The organism is Variovorax sp. Soil_C_17 (assembly GCF_057657265.1).
Genome location: NZ_JBDGIT010000004.1, coordinates 417,869 through 441,401, shown reverse-complemented (window position 1 = coordinate 441,401; position 23,533 = coordinate 417,869). Strand labels below are relative to the sequence as shown.

Annotated in this window: 19 protein-coding genes; 7 read left to right on the top strand and 12 right to left on the bottom strand. The window is 65.2% G+C overall.

Annotated features, from left to right (window positions below):
• The first annotated feature begins 842 nt into the window (after positions 1-842).
• Positions 843-1,307: a hypothetical protein gene (locus AC3A6Y_RS22210; RefSeq protein ID WP_487870383.1), complete on the top strand. Its 465-nt coding sequence runs from the start codon at positions 843-845 to the stop codon at positions 1,305-1,307.
• Between the two features lie 205 nt (positions 1,308-1,512).
• On the opposite strand, the gene AC3A6Y_RS22205 is transcribed toward AC3A6Y_RS22210, so the two are convergent.
• Together AC3A6Y_RS22205 and AC3A6Y_RS22200 are read right to left on the bottom strand one after the other, a co-directional pair.
• The gene (locus AC3A6Y_RS22205) at positions 1,513-2,568 is read right to left on the bottom strand and encodes a ParB/RepB/Spo0J family partition protein (protein WP_487870382.1); all 1,056 of its coding nucleotides are present in this window, start codon (positions 2,566-2,568) and stop codon (positions 1,513-1,515) included.
• 1 nt (position 2,569) lies between these two features.
• Positions 2,570-3,766: a ParA family protein gene (locus tag AC3A6Y_RS22200; RefSeq protein ID WP_487870381.1), complete on the bottom strand. Its 1,197-nt coding sequence runs from the start codon at positions 3,764-3,766 to the stop codon at positions 2,570-2,572.
• 614 nt (positions 3,767-4,380) lie between these two features.
• Here AC3A6Y_RS22200 and AC3A6Y_RS22195 point away from each other — a divergent pair.
• Both AC3A6Y_RS22195 and AC3A6Y_RS22190 read left to right on the top strand, forming a co-directional pair.
• Positions 4,381-5,751 (top strand): hypothetical protein, encoded by a 1,371-nt coding sequence (locus tag AC3A6Y_RS22195; RefSeq protein ID WP_487870380.1) that lies wholly within the window; start codon positions 4,381-4,383, stop codon positions 5,749-5,751.
• Between the two features lie 316 nt (positions 5,752-6,067).
• Entirely contained in the window at positions 6,068-6,817 is a 750-nt protein-coding gene (locus AC3A6Y_RS22190) for a DUF899 domain-containing protein (RefSeq protein WP_487870520.1), read from the top strand.
• A gap of 54 nt (positions 6,818-6,871) precedes the next feature.
• On the opposite strand, the gene AC3A6Y_RS22185 is transcribed toward AC3A6Y_RS22190, so the two are convergent.
• Positions 6,872-7,615 carry an EAL domain-containing protein gene (locus AC3A6Y_RS22185; RefSeq protein ID WP_487870379.1) on the bottom strand — a complete coding sequence of 248 codons (744 nt, stop codon included), beginning with the start codon at positions 7,613-7,615 and terminating at the stop codon, positions 6,872-6,874.
• Positions 7,612-10,332, bottom strand: a complete 2,721-nt coding sequence (locus AC3A6Y_RS22180; protein ID WP_487870378.1) for a sensor domain-containing diguanylate cyclase — start codon at positions 10,330-10,332, stop codon at positions 7,612-7,614. Before AC3A6Y_RS22180 ends, AC3A6Y_RS22185 begins: the two co-directional genes overlap by 4 nt.
• A 315-nt stretch (positions 10,333-10,647) precedes the next feature.
• Between AC3A6Y_RS22180 and AC3A6Y_RS22175 the strand changes: the two genes are divergently transcribed.
• Entirely contained in the window at positions 10,648-11,973 is a 1,326-nt protein-coding gene (locus AC3A6Y_RS22175) for an NAD(P)/FAD-dependent oxidoreductase (protein ID WP_487870377.1), read from the top strand.
• A gap of 16 nt (positions 11,974-11,989) precedes the next feature.
• Here the strand turns inward: AC3A6Y_RS22175 and AC3A6Y_RS22170 are convergent, their stop codons facing one another.
• From AC3A6Y_RS22170 to AC3A6Y_RS22145, 6 genes are all read right to left on the bottom strand, one after another.
• The gene (locus tag AC3A6Y_RS22170; protein ID WP_487870376.1) at positions 11,990-12,775 is read right to left on the bottom strand and encodes a class I SAM-dependent methyltransferase; all 786 of its coding nucleotides are present in this window, start codon (positions 12,773-12,775) and stop codon (positions 11,990-11,992) included.
• Positions 12,776-12,856: 81 nt separating this feature from the next.
• Positions 12,857-13,933, bottom strand: a complete 1,077-nt coding sequence (locus AC3A6Y_RS22165; protein ID WP_487870375.1) for an alkene reductase — start codon at positions 13,931-13,933, stop codon at positions 12,857-12,859.
• A 74-nt stretch (positions 13,934-14,007) separates the two neighbouring features.
• Positions 14,008-14,712: an SDR family oxidoreductase gene (locus AC3A6Y_RS22160; RefSeq protein WP_487870519.1), complete on the bottom strand. Its 705-nt coding sequence runs from the start codon at positions 14,710-14,712 to the stop codon at positions 14,008-14,010.
• A gap of 32 nt (positions 14,713-14,744) precedes the next feature.
• Positions 14,745-15,746, bottom strand: coding sequence for an NADP-dependent oxidoreductase (locus AC3A6Y_RS22155; protein WP_487870374.1), 1,002 nt, complete (start codon positions 15,744-15,746; stop codon positions 14,745-14,747).
• A 71-nt stretch (positions 15,747-15,817) separates the two neighbouring features.
• Positions 15,818-16,423: a TetR/AcrR family transcriptional regulator gene (locus AC3A6Y_RS22150; protein ID WP_487870373.1), complete on the bottom strand. Its 606-nt coding sequence runs from the start codon at positions 16,421-16,423 to the stop codon at positions 15,818-15,820.
• 189 nt (positions 16,424-16,612) lie between these two features.
• Positions 16,613-17,308 carry a nitroreductase gene (locus AC3A6Y_RS22145; protein ID WP_487870372.1) on the bottom strand — a complete coding sequence of 232 codons (696 nt, stop codon included), beginning with the start codon at positions 17,306-17,308 and terminating at the stop codon, positions 16,613-16,615.
• A gap of 638 nt (positions 17,309-17,946) precedes the next feature.
• Here AC3A6Y_RS22145 and AC3A6Y_RS22140 point away from each other — a divergent pair.
• Positions 17,947-18,441, top strand: a complete 495-nt coding sequence (locus AC3A6Y_RS22140) for an H-NS family nucleoid-associated regulatory protein (protein WP_487870371.1) — start codon at positions 17,947-17,949, stop codon at positions 18,439-18,441.
• A 1,294-nt stretch (positions 18,442-19,735) separates the two neighbouring features.
• Positions 19,736-19,960 carry a hypothetical protein gene (locus AC3A6Y_RS22135; RefSeq protein ID WP_487870370.1) on the top strand — a complete coding sequence of 75 codons (225 nt, stop codon included), beginning with the start codon at positions 19,736-19,738 and terminating at the stop codon, positions 19,958-19,960.
• On the opposite strand, the gene AC3A6Y_RS22130 is transcribed toward AC3A6Y_RS22135, so the two are convergent.
• Both AC3A6Y_RS22130 and AC3A6Y_RS22125 read right to left on the bottom strand, forming a co-directional pair.
• Positions 19,961-20,704, bottom strand: a complete 744-nt coding sequence (locus tag AC3A6Y_RS22130; RefSeq protein ID WP_487870369.1) for an enoyl-CoA hydratase/isomerase family protein — start codon at positions 20,702-20,704, stop codon at positions 19,961-19,963. It lies immediately after the preceding gene.
• A complete protein-coding gene (locus tag AC3A6Y_RS22125; RefSeq protein ID WP_487870368.1) occupies positions 20,701-21,924 on the bottom strand; it encodes a CaiB/BaiF CoA transferase family protein in 1,224 nt (407 codons plus the stop codon). The genes AC3A6Y_RS22130 and AC3A6Y_RS22125 overlap by 4 nt, the downstream gene beginning before the upstream one ends.
• An 84-nt stretch (positions 21,925-22,008) precedes the next feature.
• Between AC3A6Y_RS22125 and betC the strand changes: the two genes are divergently transcribed.
• Complete coding sequence (gene betC, locus AC3A6Y_RS22120) at positions 22,009-23,532, top strand: choline-sulfatase (protein ID WP_487870367.1); 1,524 nt, start codon at positions 22,009-22,011, stop codon at positions 23,530-23,532.
• The last annotated feature ends 1 nt before the right edge of the window (position 23,533 follow it).

Genomic DNA, 23,533 nt, shown 5'->3' with positions numbered 1-23,533 from the left:
GCGCACGCCCACCCTCCCCGTCCAAGCCTCTTCTCCATGTTGGTCAACGAACCACTCGCTGTTCCGAAGTCACCGCCATGGCGGTCCGACTGCCTGTTCCCTCGGTGCGGGCGCGCGCTGCGGATCGGAGCCGTCAACATCGTCGGCTGCGGCGGCGTCCGAAAGGTGGCATGTCGAAGCTGCCCGATCAAAAGCTGGACAGTTCCGGCTTGATGGGGAAGATGTGAAAGAGCTGCGCGGCCCTGTTGCGCTTGACCGCTGGCACGCCCGGGCCGCGGGCCGGCCGCTCCCGGCTTTTCCTGCGCTGGCTTGAGCACCCCCGCTAGGGAATTGCGTTCTGCCAGTGTTTCACGACATTTGGTAGCGTCAAGTTTTGTTGTTTGTTGACAAGGACTTAGCATGATTTTCTGCCGACGAGCTGCATCGATGTTTCACGAAAATCAACAGCTTAGAGGCAACTCTTGAAAGATTATCGAGGTTGAGCAGATAATTCGGCTATTGAGTAACCAAACTACCCATCACCGAGCGAGGCCCACGTTGTGGAAGAACACCTAGCAACCGCCGCTCAAAGCAAGGGGGCGCTCCCCTCCCCTGCATCCAACACGCTGGGATGGCCACCCATCTGCACGCTGGCCGAACTGGCGCGCATCCTGACGCTCGTTCATGGGGTCAGGGCGCCGGCCGAGTCCTCCCTCAAGAAATGGAGCGCAGCCGGTGCGTTCAGGTCGTGCATTGCGACCGAGGAGGAAGTACATGCGAGCACGGCGTCATCCGCTTGGACGCACACCGTGCTGCAGCGCCCGCGGCGGGCCGGCCGCCCCGGACTGAGCCTGCACACGGCCTTGGCCATCCGCCGCGTGTACGAACTATGGCCTTTTTTGAGCGAATCCGACCCCCAAGCCGTCCTGGAACTGGTAGTCGCCAGGACCGCAGACCATCTCCGGTCGGCCATCACGCACGTCATGCCTGCATCGGGGATGCCTGCGGAGAGGACGCAGGACGACGGCGCGAGCGCGTCTGTGCACGCCCCTGCATTCCAGGAGATCGAGCGGCAGCTGGCCCTGCTCACTCAGGAGGTCGGCGCCCTCAAGAAGGAGGTTGCTCAGTTTTCCGCGCTGCGTAACAACCTCATCACGCGTCTTGACGAGGCCGTAAGCCGCGCGAAGGAAGCGCTGTCGGCGGCGGTGCCGGGCGCGGGCGATCCGCTGGTGGAGGCGAGACGAGACCGGGACATGGGCGTCATGAAGTCCACACTGAGCGAAATCCTCGGGGCGCTGCAGCGTATCGAAGCGGGAAGTGCCAAATGACGGTGAGCTTGTGCGCAGGGCAGACAGCACGCCAGCCGCCGAAGCGGGGGTAGTTTGAAACCACCCCCTTCCGAGAGGCACTCTGCGAAGGGTGCGCGCGATCGAGAGAGCCCGGAGGGCGGCGCCGTCAGGCGCATAGGTGGTGAAGCAAAAAAAAGGGGGTAGTTTGAAACTACCCCTTTTTGTCAGCGCGCCTCAGGTGCCATCAGAGCGAGTCGACGAATCCCTGCATGGCCTTCAGCAATGCTTGCTGCTGCTGCTCGGACAGTTTGACAGACAGCCGGATCGAGGGGCGTCCGAGTGCATCGAACTTCACGGCGCCCACCTTCTGGTTGGCGTGCTTCAAGGCATGACTTGCCTGCGCCATGGGCGGCGACGCCGCGCCCGACGGGGCCGGCGCAGACACCAGGCGTGCGAACACGCTCTTCGCCGAATGAACACTCTTGTCTGCCACCAGCGCCTGCGCGCGCGCGACCAGGCCGGCCTCGTCTTCCTGAAAAGCCCTTCCGAGTTCCGTGGCCCAGGCCAACTGAATCGATTGCGGCGTCGGAAAGGCAGCGACCACGGCCTCGGGCAGCCGCGCCAGCGCCAATGCCTTGCCCAAATTGCTGATGTCGACCCCCAACGCGGCCGCCATCTGCCGGTTCGACGGGTAGACGCCCCTTTCGAGCGCGCGCAGGTAGGTCATGCCTTGCTCCCATGGCGACGGGTCGGCACGGCCCCGGTTCTCCCGATCCATTTCCTCCACCAGCGCGCGATCGTCCAGGTTCTCGACCACTGCCCAGACCGGGATGCCGAGCTGGCGGCAGGCCTCGTAGCGCCGATGACCGAAGACCAGCTCGTACTTCGGGCCCTCGCCCGGTCTGGCGATCGCGCGCACCTTGATCGGCTGCGAATTGCGGCCCGCTTCCTGGATCTCGCGCTTGAAGTCCTCGAAGGCCTTGCCCACGAACGCCGACTCGTGCCGGTTGGCGAACTCGCTGCGAGCGATCTCCGAGGTGTCGATCGATCGGGCCGGCAGGGCCCCATCCCAGGTGCGGAGCTCGGCGCTGACTTCGCTCAGGCGCCCTTCCAGCTCGCCGATCTGCGCGGCCCGGGTCCGCAGCTCTTCGTTCTCGCGCAGCAACTCCGAACGCTGGTCGTTGGCGAACGCCATCATCGCGCCCGGCGCCGTCTTCGGCTTTGCCGCATCAGGCACCGGCTGCGGCGCCGGCATGATGGATGCGAAGTCGATCTTCGAGGCTTTGTCTTTCAAACCCATGTCAGACCGCCGTTTCCAAGATTTGGCGTTCCGCCACCTGCCGCGCCCACACGGCTTCGATCTGCTGCTCGATCAGCTCGCACATCCGGTCGTAGGCAACACGCGCGCGGGAGAAGGTCTTCGAATTCACCGAACCGCGCGGCAGGTCGTAGACCGTGCCGAACTCCGCACTGGCCGTCGCCGCCACGGCCGTCTTGGGGATCTCAATGGGCAGCACCTTGTCGCCATAACCTTCCAGGACCCACTGCCGGACCACCGAGCTCGCCGTGTCCGATGCCTCGACGCGCGACAGCAGCACATCGATGAACTCGAAGCTCTTGTCCTTGCCGCGGCTGCGAACCAGTTGGTTGCACAAGTCCGAGAACAGGTCCCAGAATTGCGCCGAGCTCGCAAAGTCCAGTGCCGATGGGGGCAGGGGCATGATGACCCCGTCGGCCGCCATGAGCGCATTGATCGTCACGTAGCTCAAGGATGGCGGGGTGTCGACCACGATGACGTCGTAATCCTCCCGCGAGAGATCGAGGCCGCGGTCGAGCACGCGCCAGAATTCAAAGCCCGGATCGCGGGCCTGGCGCGCCGGCAAGTGGAACTCGGCGCCGTAGAGCAGGGGGGCCGCGCACACCAGGTCGATGGACGGCCAGTAAGTGGGGCGGATCGCGTACTTCAGATTTTCCTGCTCACCCGTGAAGAGCGACATCGCCGTGTGCTCGGTCTCGACCTCTGCGTCCGGCAACACGCCGAACAGCGTCGTCGCCGAGCCCTGGGGATCGAGGTCCACCAACAGGACCCGATGGCCACGCATGGACAGTCCTTGCGCCAACGTGACCGCCGAGGTGGTTTTGGCGACGCCTCCCTTGAAGTTGGCCACCGTGATCGTGATGCCCGCCGCGCCGCCGGGGCGCAGATGCTCGGCACGCAACTCCCGGGCCCATGCTTGGGCCTCGGCCATCGTCCACTCCCGGCTGTTGCCGTGAATCTCGCCGGCCGGCAGGCCGCCCCGGGTCACGCGATAGGCAATCTTCGACTTGTCCACGCCGCACAGATCCGCCAGCTGCACCGCCTTCAAGGTCGGCGCCGTCTTGACTGCGGTGGGTGCCAACATGGCGGAGCGGATCCGGTCCATCATGCCGGCGATCTTGTGCGCTTGCTGCTCGATGTCTTCCAGGTTCTGACGACGTATGGTCTGCTTGATGTCCACGAAATCTGCCTTGAAAGTTGGTGAGTCGTGCGATTATGCCTATCACCCTCAGAAAAACGAAGGACCGTCGATCCATCGCGCGCAGACGGGCTTGTCCAGCCGGTTTTGGGGTCCTTTTCTCAAGAGTCTTCCGAGATTAAGGAAGAACTTCAATACCTTCAAGAGATTAAGCGGTCGGCAAGTGCAAAATTCTTCAATTAAATCAACAGGTTAGTAAGCGATCCCAGTCACAAGCGTCCAGCTTTTAATCGCTTCTGTCCAACTCTCAATCGGATCCGTCCGGGCTTTCATCGGCGGCTGTCCAGCCTTCGCTCGGTATGCCTCGCGCGGCTTATCCACAGCCCCGGATCGACGCCTGCGTGCAAGCAGGCGGCGATTGTCCGGCTTTTAATCGGGACCGAGTGCTAGCTTGGAGCGGTAGGAGCGGCTGAGTGTCCGGCTTCTAATCGCCGCAGCCGGAGCGTTGAACTGCTCGGCGCACTCAAGTGTCCAGGTTTTGATCGGGCCCGCTGGCACCGCGTGTTCCAAAGTGTCCAGGTTTTGATCGGCTTGGGTCTGGCGGTGCGAGGAGCGCTTGTGTCCAGCGCCGCTTGGACATAACATTGGCGCCCAAGATGAGCCCACGGAGCACCGAAGTCAGCCTCGAAAAGCCGAGCACGAGCCACGCCGTCGACGACGTGCTGGAGCTCAGGAAGCCGCACGAGATGATCGTCATGATGCCTCGTTCGGCCCGCGTCACCCTGACCGGCCGGCGCATCTACAGCGCCTTGCTCCAGATCGCCCAGACCCGGCTGGTCGCCCTGCCCGGCATGCCGGCGGCCGACTTCATGTTCGAGGCCCCGCTCGCCGCCGTCCTCCGGACCACCGGCTCGAGCGGCAGCGAGCGCACCGCGGCCAAGAAATACCTGATCGAGATGCGCAGCCTGGAGGTGGACTGGGAATCGACCGCGCCGGGCGATGGCGTCAAGTGGCGCGGCTTCTCGATGCTCTCGGAGGTGGCGCTCGAGCTGCGCCGCGGCGAGAACTGGGTGAGCTGGTCCTATCCGCCGACGATCATGGCCGCCTTGCGCGAGCCGCAGCGCTGGGCGCGCATCGACCTTGACGTGCTGGCGAAGCTGGGCTCCTACACGGCGGTCGCACTCTACGAGATCTGTGCGCGCTACCGGGAGAACCCCAGCGGCGTCACCAGCCGCAAGCCCGTGGCCTGGTGGGTCGACGCCTTGAGCAACGGGCCGGGCGCCGAGCGGCGCGAGTGGCGTAAATTCAAGAACGAACGCGTGAAGGACGCGGTCGCCGAGATCAACGCCGAGACCGACCTCGACATCGACCTCATCGAGCACAAGCAGGGCCGGGTGATCACCGAAGTCCAGTTCGCGGTGCGCAAGAAGCGCCAGGCCGCCCCGGCACGGCCGGCATCGAGCGAGCCCGTGGACGCCACGCTGGTGCTGCGCGCCGAAACGCTCGGCATCCGCGAGATCAAGCTGGAGGGCCTCATCAAGGAGTTCGGCGACGAGCGGGTGCGCAGCCAGATCGACGTGCTCGAGCGCAGAGCCGCCAACAAGACGCTGCGCACGATCGATAACGCCTTTTCCTACCTGCGATCGCTGCTGCGCAACGAGCCGCCGGCCCAGGAGAGCCCCCCGGAGCCGTCCCGCGCGCCCGCGCCCCATGCAACGGCTCCCACGCCGGCCTCCCGGCCCGTCGGTCCCGTGGCGGGCCTGGAAGGCTCCAGCTATCTGCGGGAGCAGATTCAGGCGATGAAGCAGGAGGTCGCAGCCCTGGAACCGGCTCAGCTGAAGCGCTGGGTCGACCAGGCGCTGCACGACCTGGCCCGCAAAGGGGCGTTGAACGCCGTCATCAGCCGCCGCGCCGCCCAGGGCGATGTGCTCCACGGGCTGCTGGGGTCCGCCGTCGTGTACGCCTATGCCGATGCCACCTACGGTCCGGACTGGAAGGTGGATCGCCAACTGTTCGACTCGCCCTGAGGATTTCGCTTGGCGCGCCATTGAACGATGCTCGCGAGAGTGATCGCTCACTAATCGACGCAACGGCAGGGGAGGGGAGGGGGCGAATGCCCGCGCAGCGCCACCTGGCCCGGGTCAATCACTCACGGGAATGGCGCCACACTTGTTACTCCCCGGCGTTCGATCCCCGGTGCCAAACTGCCTCCCAGCCATCGACGAGCGATGCGCAGCAATCGGAATTGCGCTCCAGCCAGGGAGCGCAGGAATTCCCCAACCAGGAGATTCAGCCATGACGACCAAGCCAACAGAAAGCGGAGGCCGCGGTGGGCAGACTGCCATGCACACACCACCGGTCGTGTCGCCGCAGGAATGGGAAGCAGCCCACAAGAAACTGCTCGTGAAGGAAAAGGCCCAGACCCGCGCCCGCGATGCCTTGGCCGCAGAACGCCGGCGCATGCCGTGGATGGCCGTGGAGAAGGCCTATGCCTTTGAGGGGCCCGCGGGCAAGGCCAGCCTGCCGGACCTGTTCGACGGGCGGCGTCAGTTGATCGTCTATCGCGCCTTCTTCGAGCCGGGCGTGTTCGGCTGGCCCGATCACGCCTGCCGCGGCTGCTCCATGGTGGCCGACCAGGTCGCCCACGTCGCCCACCTGAACGCCCGCGACACCACCCTCGTCTTCGTCTCGCGTGCGCCTCAGCCGGACATCGTGCGGCTGAAGGCACGGATGGGCTGGGAGATCCCGTGGTTCAGTCTCACCGACCGCTTCGACGCCGACTTCGGCGTGGACGAGTGGCACGGCACGAACGTGTTCTACCGCGATGGGGACCGCGTGTTCCGCACCTACTTCACCAACAACCGTGGCGACGAGCAGATGGGGGGCACCTGGAACTACCTCGACATCACGCCGCTCGGCCGCCAGGAGGTCTGGGAAGACTCGCCCGAGGGCTATCCCCAGACGCCGACCTACAAGTGGTGGAACTGGCACGACAACTACGACGCAGACGCAGCGCCGGACAAGAAGTGGGTCGAGGTGTCGGAGGCCGGAGAAGCGGCGTTCCGGAACCAGGACGCGGACACGAAGCCGTAAGCCGGGTCGGTCCCGGGGAGCCGGCGGGCGGCGGTACCCGGTGAGGGTGGACGGTCAGACCGCGTTCCAGGCCACCGCCGGCAGCACGCCGATGCCGGGCGCCGCGAACAGGAAGCCCTGGAACAGGCGCACGCCGAGCCCGCGAAGCGCTTGGACCTCTTGCGGGTGTTCCACGCCTTCTGCGACCACCCGAATCCGCAGCTCTGCGCAGATCGCGACAATGCCCTTCACGATGGCGAAGCGCACGGCATTGCGATGGACGTCCCGAACGAAGCTCATGTCGAGCTTGACGACATCGGGCTGGAAGGCCGCCAGCAGTTCGAAACCTGCATAAGCAGCCCCGAAGTCATCGATGGCGGAGGTGAAGCCAAGGCCGTCGAAAGCATTGAAGGTGGTGGCCAGCGCGGCCAGGTCGGCGACGGGCTCGCTTTCGGTGAGCTCGAACATCAGGCGGTCGACCGGAAATTGCGCCAGCTCGGCCGCGCGTATGGCGCTGTGGAAGCACTGCGCCGGCCCCGCAATGTCGTTGGGATCGACGTTGAGACTGAGCCGCGATTCCATGCCGAGCATCGACGCCATCTCGATCGCCTTCACGCGACAGGCCTCGTGGAAGGCAAAGCGGTGATGCGCCTGCACCTTGCCGAGCACCTCGAGCGCGCCTTCCCCGCGAACGCCACGCACAAGCGCCTCGTGCGCGAACACCTCCCTGACATCGAGGTCCACGATCGGCTGGAACGCGATCGTGAACGCCGGCCCAATGGCGGGCATGGGGGCGTCGCTGGCGCTTTGGGGTTTCATCGCGCCAGAGATTCCTTGCGAGGCCACGCAGAATCATGCCGGGCCACGGATCTCGAGGCCGCCATCATGAAGCGGTTCCGCCCGTCCTTCTTGGCTGCGTACAGGGCCGAGTCGGCGGTGGCCATCAAGGATGCGAAATCCTCATCCTCTTCCTCCGAAATCGCGATGCCGATGCTGGTCGTCACCTGCATGCTGCGGGCGGGGAGGACGAAGGCGGGGCGCATCGCCGCCAGCACCTTGTCGGCCACCCGCTGCGCTTCATGGGCATCGGCAACGCGTTCGAGAAGGATCACGAACTCGTCGCCTGCATAGCGCGCCGCCATGTCCGTCTCGCGAACGCTTTGCTGAAGGCGGCGGCCGAACTCCTTGAGCACCGCATCGCCCGCCGCATGGCCCAGCGAATCGTTGATCGACTTGAAGTAATCGATGTCCAGGAACATGAGACAGATCGGGATGCCGGATCGCCGGGTCTTGGCCAAGGCTTCGCGCACGCGCTGCTCGAACGACCTTCGGTTCGGCAGGCCGGTGAGCGCATCTTCGCGCGCCAGCGTGTCCAGCTGCATCTGCTTTTGCTTGAGGTCGCTGACGTCGTTGGCCAGGACGTACAGCCCGACGACCTCGCCCTGTGCATTCCGCTGCGGCAGGTAGGTGGTCTGCAACGTTCGCTCGCCGACCAGCAGCTTGGCGGTCTGTTCGAAGGACACCACCTCGCCGGCGAATGCGCGCTCCAGCAGCGGCTTGCGCATCTCGTAGTGCGCCTCGCCGACGGCTTCGCGGATGGGCCGATTGATGATCGACGCCGGCGGGATGCCGAGCCAGCTCTCGTAGCGGCCATTGCAGAAGACCACCCGTTCGTCGCGATCGAGCTCGGTCAGCAGCGCCGGCACGTTGTCGGTCAGCCCGCGCAGGCGCTGCTCGCTCTCGACGCTGCGGATCTCGGCGCGCTTGCGTTCGGTCACATCGAAAGTCATCGCATAGAAGCCCCGCACGACGCCCTGCGCATCGGTGTCGGGGATGTAGTGGGATTGGTACCAGTTCTCGCTGGTTCCACGCGTGCTGTAGCCGGTTTTCTCGAAGGTCACCGTTTCCCCCGCGAGCACGCGCTGCACATAGGGCTCGACCATTCGAAAATCCTCGATGCCGCGAACGTCGGCCAGGAGCCGACCCACCAGTTCGGCGTCGTCGTGCAGCGCGCGCACGTGGGCGTTCACGAAGGTGTAGCGCAAGGAGGCGTCCACATGCGACACCAGGGCCGGCAGGTTGTCGGTGATGGTGCGGATGCGGGCCTCGCCGGCTGCCCGCTCGCGCTCGGCCACCTTCTGGCGCGTGATGTCGAAGGTCATCACGTAGTAGCCGACGGTCTGCATGCCGTCGCGGATGTCGGGCACCAGATGGCACTCGAAGAAGCCTTCCTTGCCGTTGCGGTCGTAGATGCCTTCGCAGCGCGTCGGGGTGCCCGCCAGCACCTTGGCAACCTGTGGCACGAGCTGCTCATAGACCGCATCCGGCAGCGACTCCTTCATCGTCATGGTGCCGATGTCGGCCTGCGTCCGGCCCCGCATGCTGAGCCCCGCCTTGTTGCCGAAGAGGCAGCGCTGATCGCGGTCGAAGTAGGCGACCACGGCCGGCAGGTTGTCCGTCACGTCCCGCAAGAATCTTTCGCTCGCTTTCATCCGCTCCTGAGCCGTCTGCCGCTCCAGCATCAGCGAATCGAAGGTGCGCGAGAGATCGCCGATCTCGTCCTCGGGCGGCAGCTCCGTCATGGGAAGGTAGCTGGAGACCGTGCGCGAGACCTGCATGTGCTCGCGCAGCCGTGTCAAGGGCGCGAGCTGAGAGCGCATGACCAAGAAAGCGAGGCCGCCCACCAGCACCGTCAGGAGCAGGGCGCCGGCCCATGTGTAGCGCTCGATCTGCTCGATCTGGGCAAAGGCCTCGTCTCTGGGGTAGATGCCGCCCAGCACCCAGTTGGTCTGGCCGATGCGTTTGAAAGCGTAAAGTCCCTGCACGCCGGTGCGATCCATCGCTTCGATGGCGCCCTCGAATCCGGTCATGGCGAGATCGACCGCGGAATTGCGGCCTCCCTCGGCGTCCGCGCGCTGGAGAATCCGGGACTTGTCCGGGTCGTCGATGACGACGCCCTCCGTGTTCGTGATGAACATGTAGCCGCTCTGGCCGAACTTGACCTTGGCGAGTTCACCAAGAAAGTTGTGCTCGCTGAGATTGATGGCGCCGGAGATAACGTAAAGAACCTCGCCATGCCTGTCGAGGACCGGCTCCGTCATGGCCACCTGGGCCATGCCGTTGAGGCGATTGCGGTAGGGCTGGGAAATGACGCCTGCCTTGCGGGCGATCGTCTGCTGGAAGTACTCGCGGTCCTTGATGTTGATCGTGCCGGGCCGCAGCGCGCCTCCGAGGCCGGCCACGAGATCACCGTTGAGGTCGACGAAGGCGACGTTGGCGAAAGCATCCTTCAGGGACTTGTGCTGGCTGATGAAGTCCTGCAGCAGCGCGCTGTTCGCCAGCTGATGCGCCTCCACGCTGTCGCCGAAGGTCTGGAGCAGGGTGCGCCGGCTCAGGAACTTCTGGTCCATTGCCTCGGCGATGGCGGAGATCCGCTCCAGCTGCTCGGTGGCGATGGCGGCCTGCATGTTGCGCTTCACGAAGTACAGCGCCGTGGTGATGACGCCCAGCGTGATCGACAGGACGACCGCGACCATGCCTATCGACAACCGGGCGCGAAGGCCCAGGCGAGGGAGGCGAAGAGCTGGAGCACGCATCGAGCCTGCGAGCATACTGAACGAAGGTCTTCGGGCCTACGGGTGCGAGTCGCCGGAAGCGGCCTCTGCGTGACGAAATTGCGATGACGGCCACGCAATCGCGAGGTGTTCATGCTCGAAGGATTACCAAAGTACTCGTGCCTTCGACGTCAGGACGCTGCCTGCGTACCTGGCGCGAGCAAGTCCAACTGCTGACGCGCGGCGCGCCACAATGCGGACCTCGCCAGCGCGCTGGTCCAAAGGAGAAGTCATTTCATGCAGGTAATCCAGAATTGCGATGTGCTCGTCGTCGGCGGAGGGCCGGCCGGCTCCACCATCGCGGCCCTCCTGGCGCGCGAAGGACGGCACGTGGTTCTGCTCGAGAAGGACCATCACCCGCGATTCCACATCGGCGAATCGCTGCTGCCCGGCAATGTCGAGCTGTTCGACAAGCTCGGCGTGCGCGAGCAGGTCCAGAAGATCGGCATGCCGAAGTTCGGCATCGAGTTCGTGCCGCCGGACCTCGACTACTGCAGCTACGTCGACTTCTCCGAAGGCTGGGACCCCTCCAAGGACTCGGCCTGGCAGGTTCGCCGTTCCGAGCTCGACGAACTGCTGTTTCGCAATGCCGCCGAGGCCGGCGCGCTGGCGATCGAAGGCGCGAAGGTGCGCGAGATCGATTTCGACGAATCGGGTGCCACGGTCCAGGCGCTGCTCGACGAAGGCGCCAGCCGCACATGGCGCGCGCGCTTCGTCGTCGATGCCAGCGGCCGCGACACGGTCCTGGCCAGCAAGCTGAAGTGCAAGAAGAAGAACCCGGACCACAACAGCACCGCACTCTTCGGGCACTTCCGCAACGCCCGGCGCCTGGAAGGCAAGCGCGAAGGCAACATCAGCATCTGCTGGTTCGAGCATGGCTGGTTCTGGTTCATTCCCCTGGCCGATGGCACGACCAGCGTCGGCGCCGTCTGCTGGGCCTACTACCTGAAGGCGCGCGACAAGCCGCTCAAGGACTACTTCTTCGACACCATCGCCCTGTGCCCGGAGCTGCGCGACCGCCTCAAGGATGCGAGCCTGGTCGACGACCAGGTGCACGCGACCGGCAACTTCTCGTACTCCAGCACGCACGCCACCGGCGAGCGCTACCTCATGGTGGGGGATGCCTTCACCTTCATCGATCCGATGTTCTCCTCCGGCGTCTACCTGGCGATGCAGAGCGCCTTCGATGGCGCAGAGCTGGTGCGAACCGCGCTCGACCGTCCGCAGCAGCTGCCCGCCGCGCGCGCCGCGCTGGAGAAGCGCATGCGCGTGGGGCCGCGCGACTATTCGTGGTTCATCTACCGTGTCACGAACCCGACGATCCGGGACATGTTCATGCACCCGCAGAACATCTTCAAGGTGAAGCAGGGCCTGATGTCCCTGCTGGCCGCCGACATCCACCACGGGCGCGCCTATCGCCGCTCGTTGCTGATGTTCAAGGTGGTCTACTACGTCGTCTCCATGCTCAACTGGCGCCGCACCTATGCCGGGTGGAAGCGCCATCGCTTCAACATCCGGGACATGGGCGCACTGCGCGGCGAGACGATCCTGAAAGCGGACTGAAACCGGCACCGGCCCGCTAGCCTGGCGCCTGGCCCTCGGGCTTGAGGGCGCTGTACTCGGAGAAGATCCCGAGCTCCGTGTGCCGGCTCACCGCCTCGAAACCGGCCGCCTGCAGCGCCGCGAGGATCTGGGCCGGCGCGACACAGGCTTCGATCGTGTCCCAGTAGTAGCGCCACAGTTCGGAGGTGCTGCGCCGGCGCGCGACGACGCGTGCGATGACGGGAACGAGCGTGCGCATGTACGCCTTGAGCAGCGCGTTGCCGATGCGGCCCTCGGGACGGCTGATCTCCAGGATGAGCAGCCGGCCGCCGGGGCGCAGCGCCCGGTGGAATTCGGCGAAGGACCGGCCGAGATCGGACACGTGCCTGAGCGCGTAGCCCATGCTGAGGAAGTCGGCCTCGCCGTCCTCGCACGGCAGCTGCTCCGCCCGCCCGACCTTCAGCTGCACCCCACGCAGGTCGACCTGGCCCAGCATGCCGGGACTCGGGTCGACGCCGACGAGGCTTCCTGCCGAGCCGATCAGGGCGCATGCCTCGCGTGCCACCAGGCCGGTCCCGATGCCGACATCGACCACCTTGTCGCCCGGGCGCAGCCCCGCGCGCTGCAGCGCCATTCGCCGGTACCTGGAGCCGGTACCCAGGGCCAGGACGCGCTCGATGCGGTCGTAGTCGCTGGCGGTCTCGTCGAAGATGCGCCGCAGGAAGCGCTGATGCTCTGCTTCATCCCGGTAATACGCCGGCAAGGGCGTATGGGGCGACTGCACGGGACCGGCGGCAAGATCGGATTCGGGGGCGGCGTTCATCCGCCATCATAGGCACGCCCGCAAGGCCACGGCCCCCTCCCTGCGCATGCGGCTCGAACTGTCCGAGCCCCCCGGGGCAGATCAGGCCGCAAGTGCCGGATAGTCGGTGTAGCCCGTTGGACCCGGGGTGTAGAACGTCGCCATGTCCGCGGTATTCAGCGCCGCATTGGTCCGCATGCGCTCCACCAGATCCGGATTGGCGAGGAAGGGGCGGGCGAAGGCGATGAGATCGGCCTGCCCGGCGCTGAGCGCCGTTTCGGCACTGGCGCGGTCGAAGCCGCCCGCCAGGATGAACAAGCCCCGGAACGCTTCGCGAAGCCGAGATTTCAAGTCGCCGGGCACCGGCGGCGCACCCAATGCCGAATGGTCCAGCAGGTGGAGGTATTGCAAGCCCAGCTTGGATAGTTCCTGGGCGAGGGCCAGGTACTGAGCGTCGAGGTCGGGGAACGCGCCCGTGCTGTTGAATACGCCATGGGGCGACAGGCGGATTCCGACACGATGAGCACCGATGGCGGTCGCAGTGGCACCGGCAACCTCGAGCGCGAAGCGATTGCGGCCTTCGATGCTGCCGCCGTAGGCGTCGGTGCGCTGGTTCACATTGGCGTTCAGGAACTGCTCGATCAGGTAGCCGTTCGCGGCGTGCAGCTCGACGCCATCGAATCCCGCCTCGATGGCGAGTTGTGCAGACTTCGCATACTCGTTGATGGCGTGGACAATGTCGGCCGCGGTCATCGCTCGCGGTGGGCTGTGCGCTTGCATGCCCTGCGAGTCGGTGTACATCTCGCCGGGGCAGGCCTGGCCCGTTGGCCCGAGCACTTCCGCGCCCGCGGGCAGGTTGGCGATGTGGGTCACGCGCCCGGTGTGCATGAGCTGCACGAAGATCTTGCCGCCTTTGGCGTGGACCGCATCGGTGATCGCCCTCCAACTACCCACGTGCGCATCATTGAAGAGCCCGGGGATGCGCGCGTAGCCCAGGCCGTTGGGCGACGGCGAGGTCCCCTCGGTGACGATGAGGCCGGCTGAAGCACGCTGGGCGTAATACTCGGCCATCAACGCGTTGGGGGTGTTGGCGTCGACGGCACGGCTGCGCGTCATCGGCGCCATGATGGCGCGATTGGCGAGTTGAATCGATGCGGCGGTGAGAGGTTCAAAAAGCATGATGGTCCTTGGACAGGTGCAGGGCGTTCGAGAGCTTGCCGGTGGCAGAGGAGGGCTGCGATCGAAGCGAGACCTCAGGCGGGCTGTGGCAGGTAGCTGGGCCTGGCGGCCGTCATCCCGCGCTTGACTTGCAGGGTGAGTTCATCGGCCAACACCTCATCGAGGCCCGATTCGAGCCCATCGAGTGCGCGCTTGACGATCTCCTCGGAACTGGACTTGGGAACGTCGAACCCGCGCGTGAGGTCGGTATCGACGTAGGCCATGTGCAGCCCGAGCACCTGCGTCTTCTGCACCGCCAGTTCGTTGCGCAGGGCGTTGGTGAGCGACCAGGCTGCAGACTTGCTGGCCGAATAGGCGGCCAGCTCGCCGCCATTGACCCATGAGGCGATCGACAACACATTGAGCAATGCGCCACCGCCGTTGGCCTTGAGAGCCGGTGCGAAGGCCTTGCTGACGCGCAACAGGCCGAAGAAGTTGGTCTCGAAGATGCGTCGGGCGACCTCCTCGCTGTCCGACGCAACAAAGCCACCGGCCTGGGCTATGCCGGCATTGTTGATGACGAGCGTCACATCCGATGCCAGCGCTGCGGCGGCCGCCACATCGTCGGACCGCGTGACGTCGAGTCGCAGGGACTGAACCCCGGTTTGCGTAACGGTTGCGGGGTCGCGCGCGCCGGCGTAGACCTTGCGCGCACCGCGGGCGAGCAATTCGCGCGTGAATGACAGGCCGATGCCGCGATTGGCACCGGTGACGAGGACGACAGCATTCTCAATCTTCACGATGAAACTCCATGGTGGGGATAAAAACAGGCTCACTTGATCTTGACGACGACCTTGCCCTTGGCGTGGCCTGCTTCGACATAGGCCAGGGCGTCGTTGGTCGACTCGAATGGAAAGACCCGATCGATCACGGGCCGGATGGCCCCGGTCTCGACGAGTCGGGTGATTTCGCGCAGTTGGCTTCCGTTCGCCTTCATGAAGAGGAACGCGTAGTCGAGGCCTCGGCGTTTCGCCTTCCGCCTGACGCTTGAGCTCAGCAGCCGCACGACCAGCTTCACGAATGCCGGTGCCGCGATTTGCTTGCCGAAGTCGGGGTCGGGCGGGCCCGATATGGAGACCAGCTTCCCGCCTCGTTTGAGCACGCGCAGGGACTTTTCGAGCGTCTTGCCATCTTGGCTGTTCAGGACCATGTCGTAGTCGCGCAAGACATCCTCGAAGTCCTGCGTCCGGTAGTCGACGACCACGTCTGCACCCAGGCTCTTCACGAGCGAGGCATTGGCCGCGCTCGTCGTCGTGGCGACCGTTGCGCCCAGGTGCTTGGCCAACTGGATGGCGAAGGTCCCCACGCCGCCGGAGCCCGCCTGGATGAAGACCTTCTGCCCCTTCTTCAGCTTGGCTTTCTCGATCAGTGCCTGCCATGCAGTCAAACCCACCAGGGGGATGGAGGCGGCTTCCTCCATCGTGAGGTTCTTCGGCTTGAAGGCGAGCGATGCCTCCTTCACCGGCACGAACTGGGCAAAGGTGCCGATCCAAAAATCATCCGGCCGGGCATAGACCTCATCACCTGGCTTGAACTGCCGCACTCGCGATCCCACCTCGACCACGACACCTGCCACGTCATGCCCCAGGACGAGGGGCAGGCGATAAGGCAGGATCAACTTGAACTCTCCGTCCCTGAGCTTGGCGTCCAGTAGATTCACGCCGGCGGCATGGACCTCGACCAGCACTTCGTCATCGCGCAGTTCGGGAATCGGCATTTCTTCCAACTGCAATGCGCGCTGTTTTCCGTAGCGCTCGAGGACGAATGCTTTCATGGGGTAGACCAGTTTCGTATGATGAACATAATGTGTAAAGGCGAGCGAACGGGCGGCATCCATCGGTGATTTCAATGAGCAGCGGGGGTGAGGTGCTTGAGCGCCGCTTCGCGCAAAGCATCCGACAGCGCTGCATCATCGACTGCGCGAGCCAAGGTCAATGCACCCACCATGGTGGCGATGGTCACGAGTGCCCGTTCGTGGGCGCTGGGCTGTCCCCAGTCCGGCGACTGGCGGGCCACAAGGTCGATGACTTCCTTGATGTGGCGGGTCGCCACTCGACGCACTTCGCCCGCCTGGCGTGACGTTTCAGAGCCCAGGGCTGCCAGGGGACACCCGATGTCCGCCCGCTCGACGTGCTCCTTGGAGAGATAGGCATTGAGCATGGATGCCAGTGCCATGTCGGGGGGCACTCTGGCCACGAGCTCGGCGGCAGCGGCCGCAGACTCCGCGCATGCCTTGCCCGCCGCTTCGGCCAGCATCGCCTCGCGTGACGGGAAGTGAGCGTAGAAGGCGCCATGCGTCAGGCCGGCTTCCTTCATGATGTCCGCGACCCCGGTGCCGTCGTAGCCGCTACGCCGGATCGCGCGGGCGGCCACTGCCACGATGCGCTCGTGCGTGGCATCTTTGGCTGCTGCTCTGGCGTTGGGCTTGCTGCGTCGCATGATGTGCATCATACAACAATATTCCGCAAGGCGTAGAAGCGGTTTCGTCCCGACCGGATCGTGCGGAGAGCGGCCTCGCGCACGAGGCGGCGCGAGGGCCGGGTGAAGGCGAGCTGTCGCTCGGGGCTGGTGACCATCAAATGAGCTCAGGCATCGGTGTGCAGGTTGAAATGCATCGTGGCTCCAGAATAGACAGTGAGATCAGTCGTCCACCCAGCGCACGACCTCGTCAAGCGGTGCACGCGTGGTGCGAAAGCGGTTGGCCGGATGGCCGGCATCTTCGTAGCCGAAGGAGATGCCGCACACCACGCGCCGGTCATCGCCCAGCCCGAAGTGCGAGCGGATCAGCCCGGAGTGCGAGGCCAGCGCCGCCTGCGCGATGCACGCCACGCCGAGGCTGCGCGCCGCGAGCACGAAGTTCGCGACGTAAGCGCCGCAGTCGATCGCGCCGTAGACGCCCAGCGCCTCGGCGGTGCTGACGATGGCCACGTGGGGCGCGCCGAAGAAGCGGAAATTTTCCAGCGTCTGGCGCGCCGAGCCCTCGCGGTCGCCGCGCGCCACGCCGACGCTCTCGTAGAGCGCATAGCCGCATTCGCGGCGGCGCTGCAGGTAGGCGCCCTGGTACTCGCGTGGCCAGGGAAAGTCGGGCGCCGCAGGCTCGCGCGCTTGCGCGAGCATGGCCTGGCGGAATCGCTCGGTGCCGGCACCGCGGGTGATTGCCAGCTGCCAGGGCTGCGCGTTGCACCACGAGGCCGTGCGCTGCGCGAGCGCGAGGATGCGCTCGATGCGGGCTTGCGGGACGGGTTGCGGCAGGAAGGCGCGGCAGCTGTGGCGCTGCGACAGCAGGCGCCCGAGCGCGTCGGCTTCGGGGAAGGAGGAAGGCACGGTGGTGTTCATGAGGCAGAGGGTGCCACGGCGGCGACGTGCGTTGTCATCTGCCACGGATCTGTGTGTCGCTGATCACCGGGTCCCGGTGCCGTACTCGTCCGCGACGCGGCGCCGTCGATGCTGACCTTATCGTGATCCATCATGTCGCACCCGAGCAGCATGCCGACCCGGCCAAGAGACTTTCGCGGGTGGCACTTGTCGCTTTAAACGGTCCGGCCATTCGGCGATGAAAGGTCGAAATTGCGGCGCGTGGGTCTCTTAGTCGTCTTCCTCCAGCCATTGACATTAGAAGGTGGACTGTATGTTTGCAATGCTGCGGCCCATGGCATGGAAAGACGCACCAGACTTGCGCGATATCTGGTGGTTGCGAGCCCAGCCCAGCAACCCTGCAACAGGTGCGTTTCCTTGCTCGACTTCCCCAACGACAAGCGCCTGGTGCGGGAGACCGCAGTGGACGCAGCTTGTGAAGACGCAGAACATCAAACCCGATCAAGGGGGCGCTGGCAGGCGCATGGTCAGAGCCCAACGATTGACGCTGGCTCTCGAATAAAGCAGTCCCAGCCTTGGTGGCGTGAGGTCGTAATTCCGGGGAACCCGGCAATGCGATTAAAGTCGCACTCTCACCTCAATCTTGGAGACCTCATTCAATGGCTCAGAGTTACAAGCAAATCCAGAAGCAAATCGAGGCGCTTCAGCGCCAGGCAGATAAGATTCGCGATCAGGAAGTCAAGGGGGTGGTCGACCGCATCAAAGTTGCCATTGCCCATTACGGACTGACGGCAGAGCAATTGGGCCTTAGCGCGAAGTCTGATTCCGGCAATGCGAAGGCGAAGGCAAGAAAAGCCGCGCCGGTGCGCACTGCCAAGTACAGTGACGGGCAGGGGAACTCCTGGTCTGGAATGGGAAAGCGCCCGTTCTGGCTGCGCGATGCGCTCAATGCGGGCCGCGCGCTCGAAGAATTCGCTACCGAGTCCGGGTCGCCGAAAGCGCAGGGTCCGAAGGGGCGCACAGCTAAGAAGCGCAAGGCCAAGGTTGCTTATCGAGATCAGGCGGGACACACCTGGTCGGGAATGGGACCCAAGCCGCGCTGGCTCAAAGACGCACTCGAAGCCGGGAAGACGCTCGAGGAAATGGCAGGCTGAGTCGCCGCGCAGCGCGCCTTTCGAAACCAGCTGCTCGGAGCGGGTCACGACTCGGCGGTACCTGGCCATCGCTTCAGGTTCTGCCTTGGCCTTTGCGCGGTCTGCACGGCATCCGTACCTCTGCGCACTTGGCGAAGCGCGAAGGCGTGGCGCGATCGGGCGATCGGCGTTGCGCGCGGTGGCAAATTGCCATTGCCCGGAACCACTGACTTTCAGGGGGCGCCACGCGTGTGCCTTGCGTGGTCGGTGAATGAATGGTGAGCACCCGCACACACCCGGTGCGAGTGCCGCACTCGACAGCAATGAACCCGCCACGCGATGGCGAAGTTGTTGCCATTTCGAAGGCCTTGGGATTGCTGCGACGAGGCCCCGCTGCTGCGGGCGACGGGCGCGGGTTTCGGCAGGAAGCCGTCAGGTGCTTTGCTAACGAGACGCACGGATGCTCGGGCAGCGGATCGGCATGCTTGGCCTTGGCATCCCGAAACTGCGGCTGCGCTGCGATCCAGTCGGCCGCCGCGGTGTCCGCCTGGACGCCGGTCTGGGCGTCGTATGGCGAGACACCCAGCGAACAAGCGCTGCAGACGCAGGGCATGACGAGGGAAGAGCGATAGGTCCGCGCTCTCCATGCCCAAGCGCGCCGTAAGGAGCGCCTGCAGGTCTCGCACGTCCAGCGACGCCAGCGTCAGCACTGGCGACTTCGCCAGGCACCAGGCGGTGCAGCCGCCTTGCTTGTCCCGGTAGAGCTGAGTCGAGGAGCTTTGCCGCCAAGGCCCCGGTGGTCTGCTGGTGTGACAGCCACCGCTCGAAGGCCGGCCGAGGCCGTGGGTCGCACTTCTAAAAGAGAAATCACCGTTAGTTTATTTGTATCAATGCTCGACCTCACGACAGCCGGACGAAACAGGTCGCAAGTGGGCTGAGCTGCCGATAGCGATGAGGTGTCAGTGCATCGGGCATGCAACGACGTGCTCACCGGATCGGCAACGCCAGCAGCTCTGCGACGTGGCGACCGCCAAAGAGGAAGACGCCGACCCTTCTGCCGGGTCGTTGGTGTGACGAGATCCTGAAGCACAGCGATGGCTTGGCGCATCGACGAGCATGCACGCCTGGAAGACCACTGCGCGCGTTCATGTGGAAGGCTCCATCGGCTGGCTCTGCTGCATCACCGCGACCCTGGATGTGCCATCAGAAGCGAGTTCTGCCCACCGCAAGCCGAATATTCCTGTCTTTACGTGCCGTCGCGCGCCGCTTGTCATAAAGTCGAAGTCGCGACGAAGAGGGGAGGAACGAGTTGCCAATGAAACTGCTTGCCGCGCTCTGTGACGCGCGCTTGCCTTCGACAGTGTTCGAAGCCGACGACATCGAGAAACTGTTGGTCCTGAAAGACACGGGCTTCGTGGAGGCTGACATTCCACCGATGCGCCAGGACGAGGAAAGCTACCGCTACCGTGCCCCTGCCGTCGTTCTTAAAGTGACCGAACGTGGCTTTGCAGCCTGTCACACCCATGGACGGAAAGCGTGATCACTTGCCTGCCAGTTGCGCCACTTTGGCCAGTCGCCTGACCGTTTCCTCCGACGACATGGAGGCTTCGTACGCAGCCCTGCCGCAAGCTTCATCCCATTCGCCTGCCGAGATGGCGTTGATGTGGCGTTTCATCGAGCGGACTGCCTGCGCATCGCACTGAGCGATGTTGTCGCGGTAGAGGTCGATCCGCGGCTGCAACTCGTCGCGTTCGACCAGCTCCGTGAGGAAGCCGGTTCTGAGCAGTTCCTCGCTGTCCATCGTCATCCCGGTCAGGAAGATCTTCTTGCTGGCCGAACAGCCGAGCCGCGTGACGAAGCGCCGCAGGCCGCCCGGGTAGTAGTGCAGGCCGAACCTCGCGGCGGGCATGAACAGGCGGCATCCACGCACACCGATCCGGAAGTCGCACGCGAGGGCCAGGTCGGTGCCGCCGCCATAGGCGCTGCCGTTCATGGCGCACAGCGTGGGTACGTCGAGCGTCTCCAGGGCGTCGAGCATTTCCTCGAGAGATCGATCCAGGCGTGCGCCGATCTGCCCCAGCGTATAGCCTGAACAGAAAGTCTTTTCACCTTCACCGGTCAGCACGAGCAGCCGCACCGAGGGCGCGGCGCGCACTTGCTCGATGTGTTGCAGCAGGACCGCCGGGTCGTCCGGATCGATGCGGTTGTGTTGCCCCGGACGGCGCAGGGTGATGATCGCCATCGAGTCCGCGATCTCCAGCGTGGGTGCCGAGTCGCCGTTCATGCGCCGGCCCCTTGCGCATGCTGCACGATCACCCCCTTGCGCGCCAGCGCCTGGAGGTCCGCCTCCGCGTAACCCTGTTCCCGGAGCACTTCGAAGGTGTGTTCCCCAAGGACGGGAGGCGCACGGCGGATCGATCCGCCCAGGCGGCCATCGAACGAGATGGGGCTGCCCACCTGCCGGATCGCGCCGAGCTCGGCGTGCTGCACCTCTTCCACGAGCCGAGAGTGAAGCACCTGTTCATCCGCAAAGACGTCGGCAAGGTTGTTGATGGGGCCGGCCGGGATGTCGGCGGCGAGCAGCCGCTGAGTCCATTCGGCCCGGCTGCGCTCCTTCAACTTCGCCTCGACCAGCCCCTTGAGTTCCAGGCGCCGCTCGATCCGCGCGGCGTTGGTGGCGTAACGCGGGTCGTCGACCAGTTGCTGCAGTTCGAGCACCTCGCACAGCCGCTTCCACATCTCGGCGGTGGCCGGCGCAATGTTCAAGGGGCCGTCGGCGGTCTCGAACACGCCGTACGGCGAGATCACAGGATGGGTGTTTCCGGCGAGCGCCGGCACCTCGCCGAGGCTCAGGTAGCGCTGCGCCTGCACGCTCATGAGGGCGACCAGGCCCGAAAGCAGGGAGGTTTCCACGCGGCGGCCGCGGCCGCTCGCGTGCCGCTCTGAAATTGCGGCGAGCACGCCGATGGCGCACCACATGCCCGCGGTCTGATCGCCGATGGCCACGCCGACCCGGACCGGGCCGGACTCGGCGGTCCCCGTGACGCTCATCAGGCCCGAGTAGCCTTGGGCGATCTGGTCGAAGCCCGGACGACCACCGGCGGGACCCGTGCGGCCGAAGCCGGTCACGCTCGCATAGATCAAACGCGGGTTCGCGGCCGCAAGCGCTTCATAGCCCAGGCCCATGGCCTCCATGGCGCCGGGCCGGAAATTCTCGACGATCACATCGCAGCCGGTGGCCAGCTCTCGCAGCAGATCCAGCGCCGCAGGGTCGCGGAAGTTGACCGCGATGCCGCGCTTGTTCCGGTTGCCGCTCAGGTAGTAGGCGCTGGTGCCGCGATCGAAGGGCCCCCAGCTGCGGATCATGTCGCCGCCGGTCGGCTCCACCTTGACCACGTCGGCGCCAAGGTCGCCGAGGACCATGGTGCAGAAGGGCCCGGCCAGCGCCCGGGTGAGATCCAGGACGCGAACCCCGGTCAGGGGCAGGAATGTTGAGTCGCTCATGTTGTCTCCGCTTGTCATGTGGCTGAGACCAGTCTATATTGCATACAACCGAAATGCAATCGTTGTGCAATCAAGGAGACCCCCATGCGAAAACCCAACATCCTGTTCGTCATGGCCGACCAACTGTCGGCCCCCGTCCTGCCGTTTCACGGCAACCCCGTCGTGAAAGCGCCCCACCTGCAGGCGCTCGCGGAGCGCTCCGCCGTGTTCGAGAACGCCTACTGCAATTTCCCGCTGTGCGCGCCCGCGCGCTTTTCACTTCTCGCGGGCCAGTTCGCCACCCGCATCGGCGCGTTCGACAACGCCTGCGAGTTCCAGGCCGCCACGCCGACACTCCCGTACTACCTGGCCCAGCAGGGCTACAAGACCATCCTCAGCGGCAAGATGCACTTCGTCGGGCCCGACCAGAAGCACGGCTTCCAGGAGCGGCTCACCACCGACATCTATCCCGCCGACTTCGGCTGGGTCGCGGACTGGACGGAAGGCGAATTCAGCTTCTACTCGCCGGGCCACAACCTGAGCACCGTGGATGAAAGCGGCTCCTGCTTCCGAAGCCTGCAGCTCGACTTCGACGAGGAAGTTGAGGCCAAGGCGATCCAGCGCCTGTACGACCTCGCGCGGGAGGACGAGCAGCCCTTCTTCATGTGCGTGTCCTACACGCATCCCCATCCGCCCTATCACATTCCCCCGGAGTACCTCGATCGCTACTCGCCGGACGAGATCAACCTGCCCATCGTCGGCGACATGCCGATGCAGGAGCGCGACAAGCTCAGCCAGTGGGTTCAGTACTCGCACGGGCTCAACGACAAGGGCGCGACCGACGACCAGGTCCGCCGCGCGCGCCACGCTTACTACGCGATGGTCAGCTACATCGACGACAAGGTCGGCCGCCTGCTCGAAACCCTCCAGCGTGCCGGCTTCGACGACAACACGATCGTGGTCGTCACCTCCGACCACGGCGACATGCTGGGAGAACGCGGCATGTGGTTCAAGCGGGTGTTCTTCGACTGGTCGGCCAAGGTGCCCCTGCTGGTCTTCGATCCCCGGGCGCCCAAGCCGCGCCGCATTGCAGACCCGGTCTCGCACGTGGACCTGCTGCCGACACTCGTGGACTACGCCACCGAGGGAAAGGCGCCGGCCTGGGTCGAACCCATCGACGGCCGCAGCCTGGTGCCGCTGGTCGCCACGGGCGATGCCGGCGGCGAAGCGGAAGCCTTCGTCGAATACACCGCCGAAGGGGTGACCGGCCCCTGTTGCATGCTCCGGCGCGGCAAGTACAAGTACGTGTACACGCATGGCCATCCCGACCTGCTGTTCGACATGGAGGCCGACCCGAACGAGCTGGTCAACATCGCGCAGCAACAGGCGCAGGTCGCCGCCGACCTCAAGACGCGTGTGCTCGCCCGCTGGGACCCGGAGGCGATCACGCAGCAGGTGCTGGCCAGCCAGGCCAGGCGCAAGTTCATCAATTCGCTGCCCGACGCCATGCAGCCGGTCTGGGACTACCAGGCCAGCACCGACGACACGCGCCGCTTCGTGCGCCGCGGCAGTGCCCGGGTGATCAAGGTCAAGAAGCGTTGGCCGCCCCTGGCCGCCGCCGACCAATGAA

What these genes read in the sequence shown, in the direction of transcription:
- AC3A6Y_RS22190 (WP_487870520.1), top strand. Translation starts at nt 6,068, where the DNA reads ATGCACACACCACCGGTCGTGTCGCCGCAGGAATGGGAAGCAGCCCAC.
- AC3A6Y_RS22140 (WP_487870371.1), top strand. Translation starts at nt 17,947, where the DNA reads ATGGCTCAGAGTTACAAGCAAATCCAGAAGCAAATCGAGGCGCTTCAG.
- AC3A6Y_RS22155 (WP_487870374.1), bottom strand. Translation starts at nt 15,746, where the DNA reads ATGAAAGCATTCGTCCTCGAGCGCTACGGAAAACAGCGCGCATTGCAG.
- AC3A6Y_RS22145 (WP_487870372.1), bottom strand. Translation starts at nt 17,308, where the DNA reads ATGAACACCACCGTGCCTTCCTCCTTCCCCGAAGCCGACGCGCTCGGG.
- AC3A6Y_RS22180 (WP_487870378.1), bottom strand. Translation starts at nt 10,332, where the DNA reads ATGGTCGCGGTCGTCCTGTCGATCACGCTGGGCGTCATCACCACGGCG.
- AC3A6Y_RS22195 (WP_487870380.1), top strand. Translation starts at nt 4,381, where the DNA reads ATGAGCCCACGGAGCACCGAAGTCAGCCTCGAAAAGCCGAGCACGAGC.
- AC3A6Y_RS22205 (WP_487870382.1), bottom strand. Translation starts at nt 2,568, where the DNA reads ATGGGTTTGAAAGACAAAGCCTCGAAGATCGACTTCGCATCCATCATG.
- AC3A6Y_RS22165 (WP_487870375.1), bottom strand. Translation starts at nt 13,933, where the DNA reads ATGCTTTTTGAACCTCTCACCGCCGCATCGATTCAACTCGCCAATCGC.
- AC3A6Y_RS22135 (WP_487870370.1), top strand. Translation starts at nt 19,736, where the DNA reads ATGAAACTGCTTGCCGCGCTCTGTGACGCGCGCTTGCCTTCGACAGTG.
- AC3A6Y_RS22130 (WP_487870369.1), bottom strand. Translation starts at nt 20,704, where the DNA reads ATGAACGGCGACTCGGCACCCACGCTGGAGATCGCGGACTCGATGGCG.
- betC (WP_487870367.1), top strand. Translation starts at nt 22,009, where the DNA reads ATGCGAAAACCCAACATCCTGTTCGTCATGGCCGACCAACTGTCGGCC.
- AC3A6Y_RS22185 (WP_487870379.1), bottom strand. Translation starts at nt 7,615, where the DNA reads ATGAAACCCCAAAGCGCCAGCGACGCCCCCATGCCCGCCATTGGGCCG.
- AC3A6Y_RS22150 (WP_487870373.1), bottom strand. Translation starts at nt 16,423, where the DNA reads ATGATGCACATCATGCGACGCAGCAAGCCCAACGCCAGAGCAGCAGCC.
- AC3A6Y_RS22175 (WP_487870377.1), top strand. Translation starts at nt 10,648, where the DNA reads ATGCAGGTAATCCAGAATTGCGATGTGCTCGTCGTCGGCGGAGGGCCG.
- AC3A6Y_RS22170 (WP_487870376.1), bottom strand. Translation starts at nt 12,775, where the DNA reads ATGAACGCCGCCCCCGAATCCGATCTTGCCGCCGGTCCCGTGCAGTCG.
- AC3A6Y_RS22125 (WP_487870368.1), bottom strand. Translation starts at nt 21,924, where the DNA reads ATGAGCGACTCAACATTCCTGCCCCTGACCGGGGTTCGCGTCCTGGAT.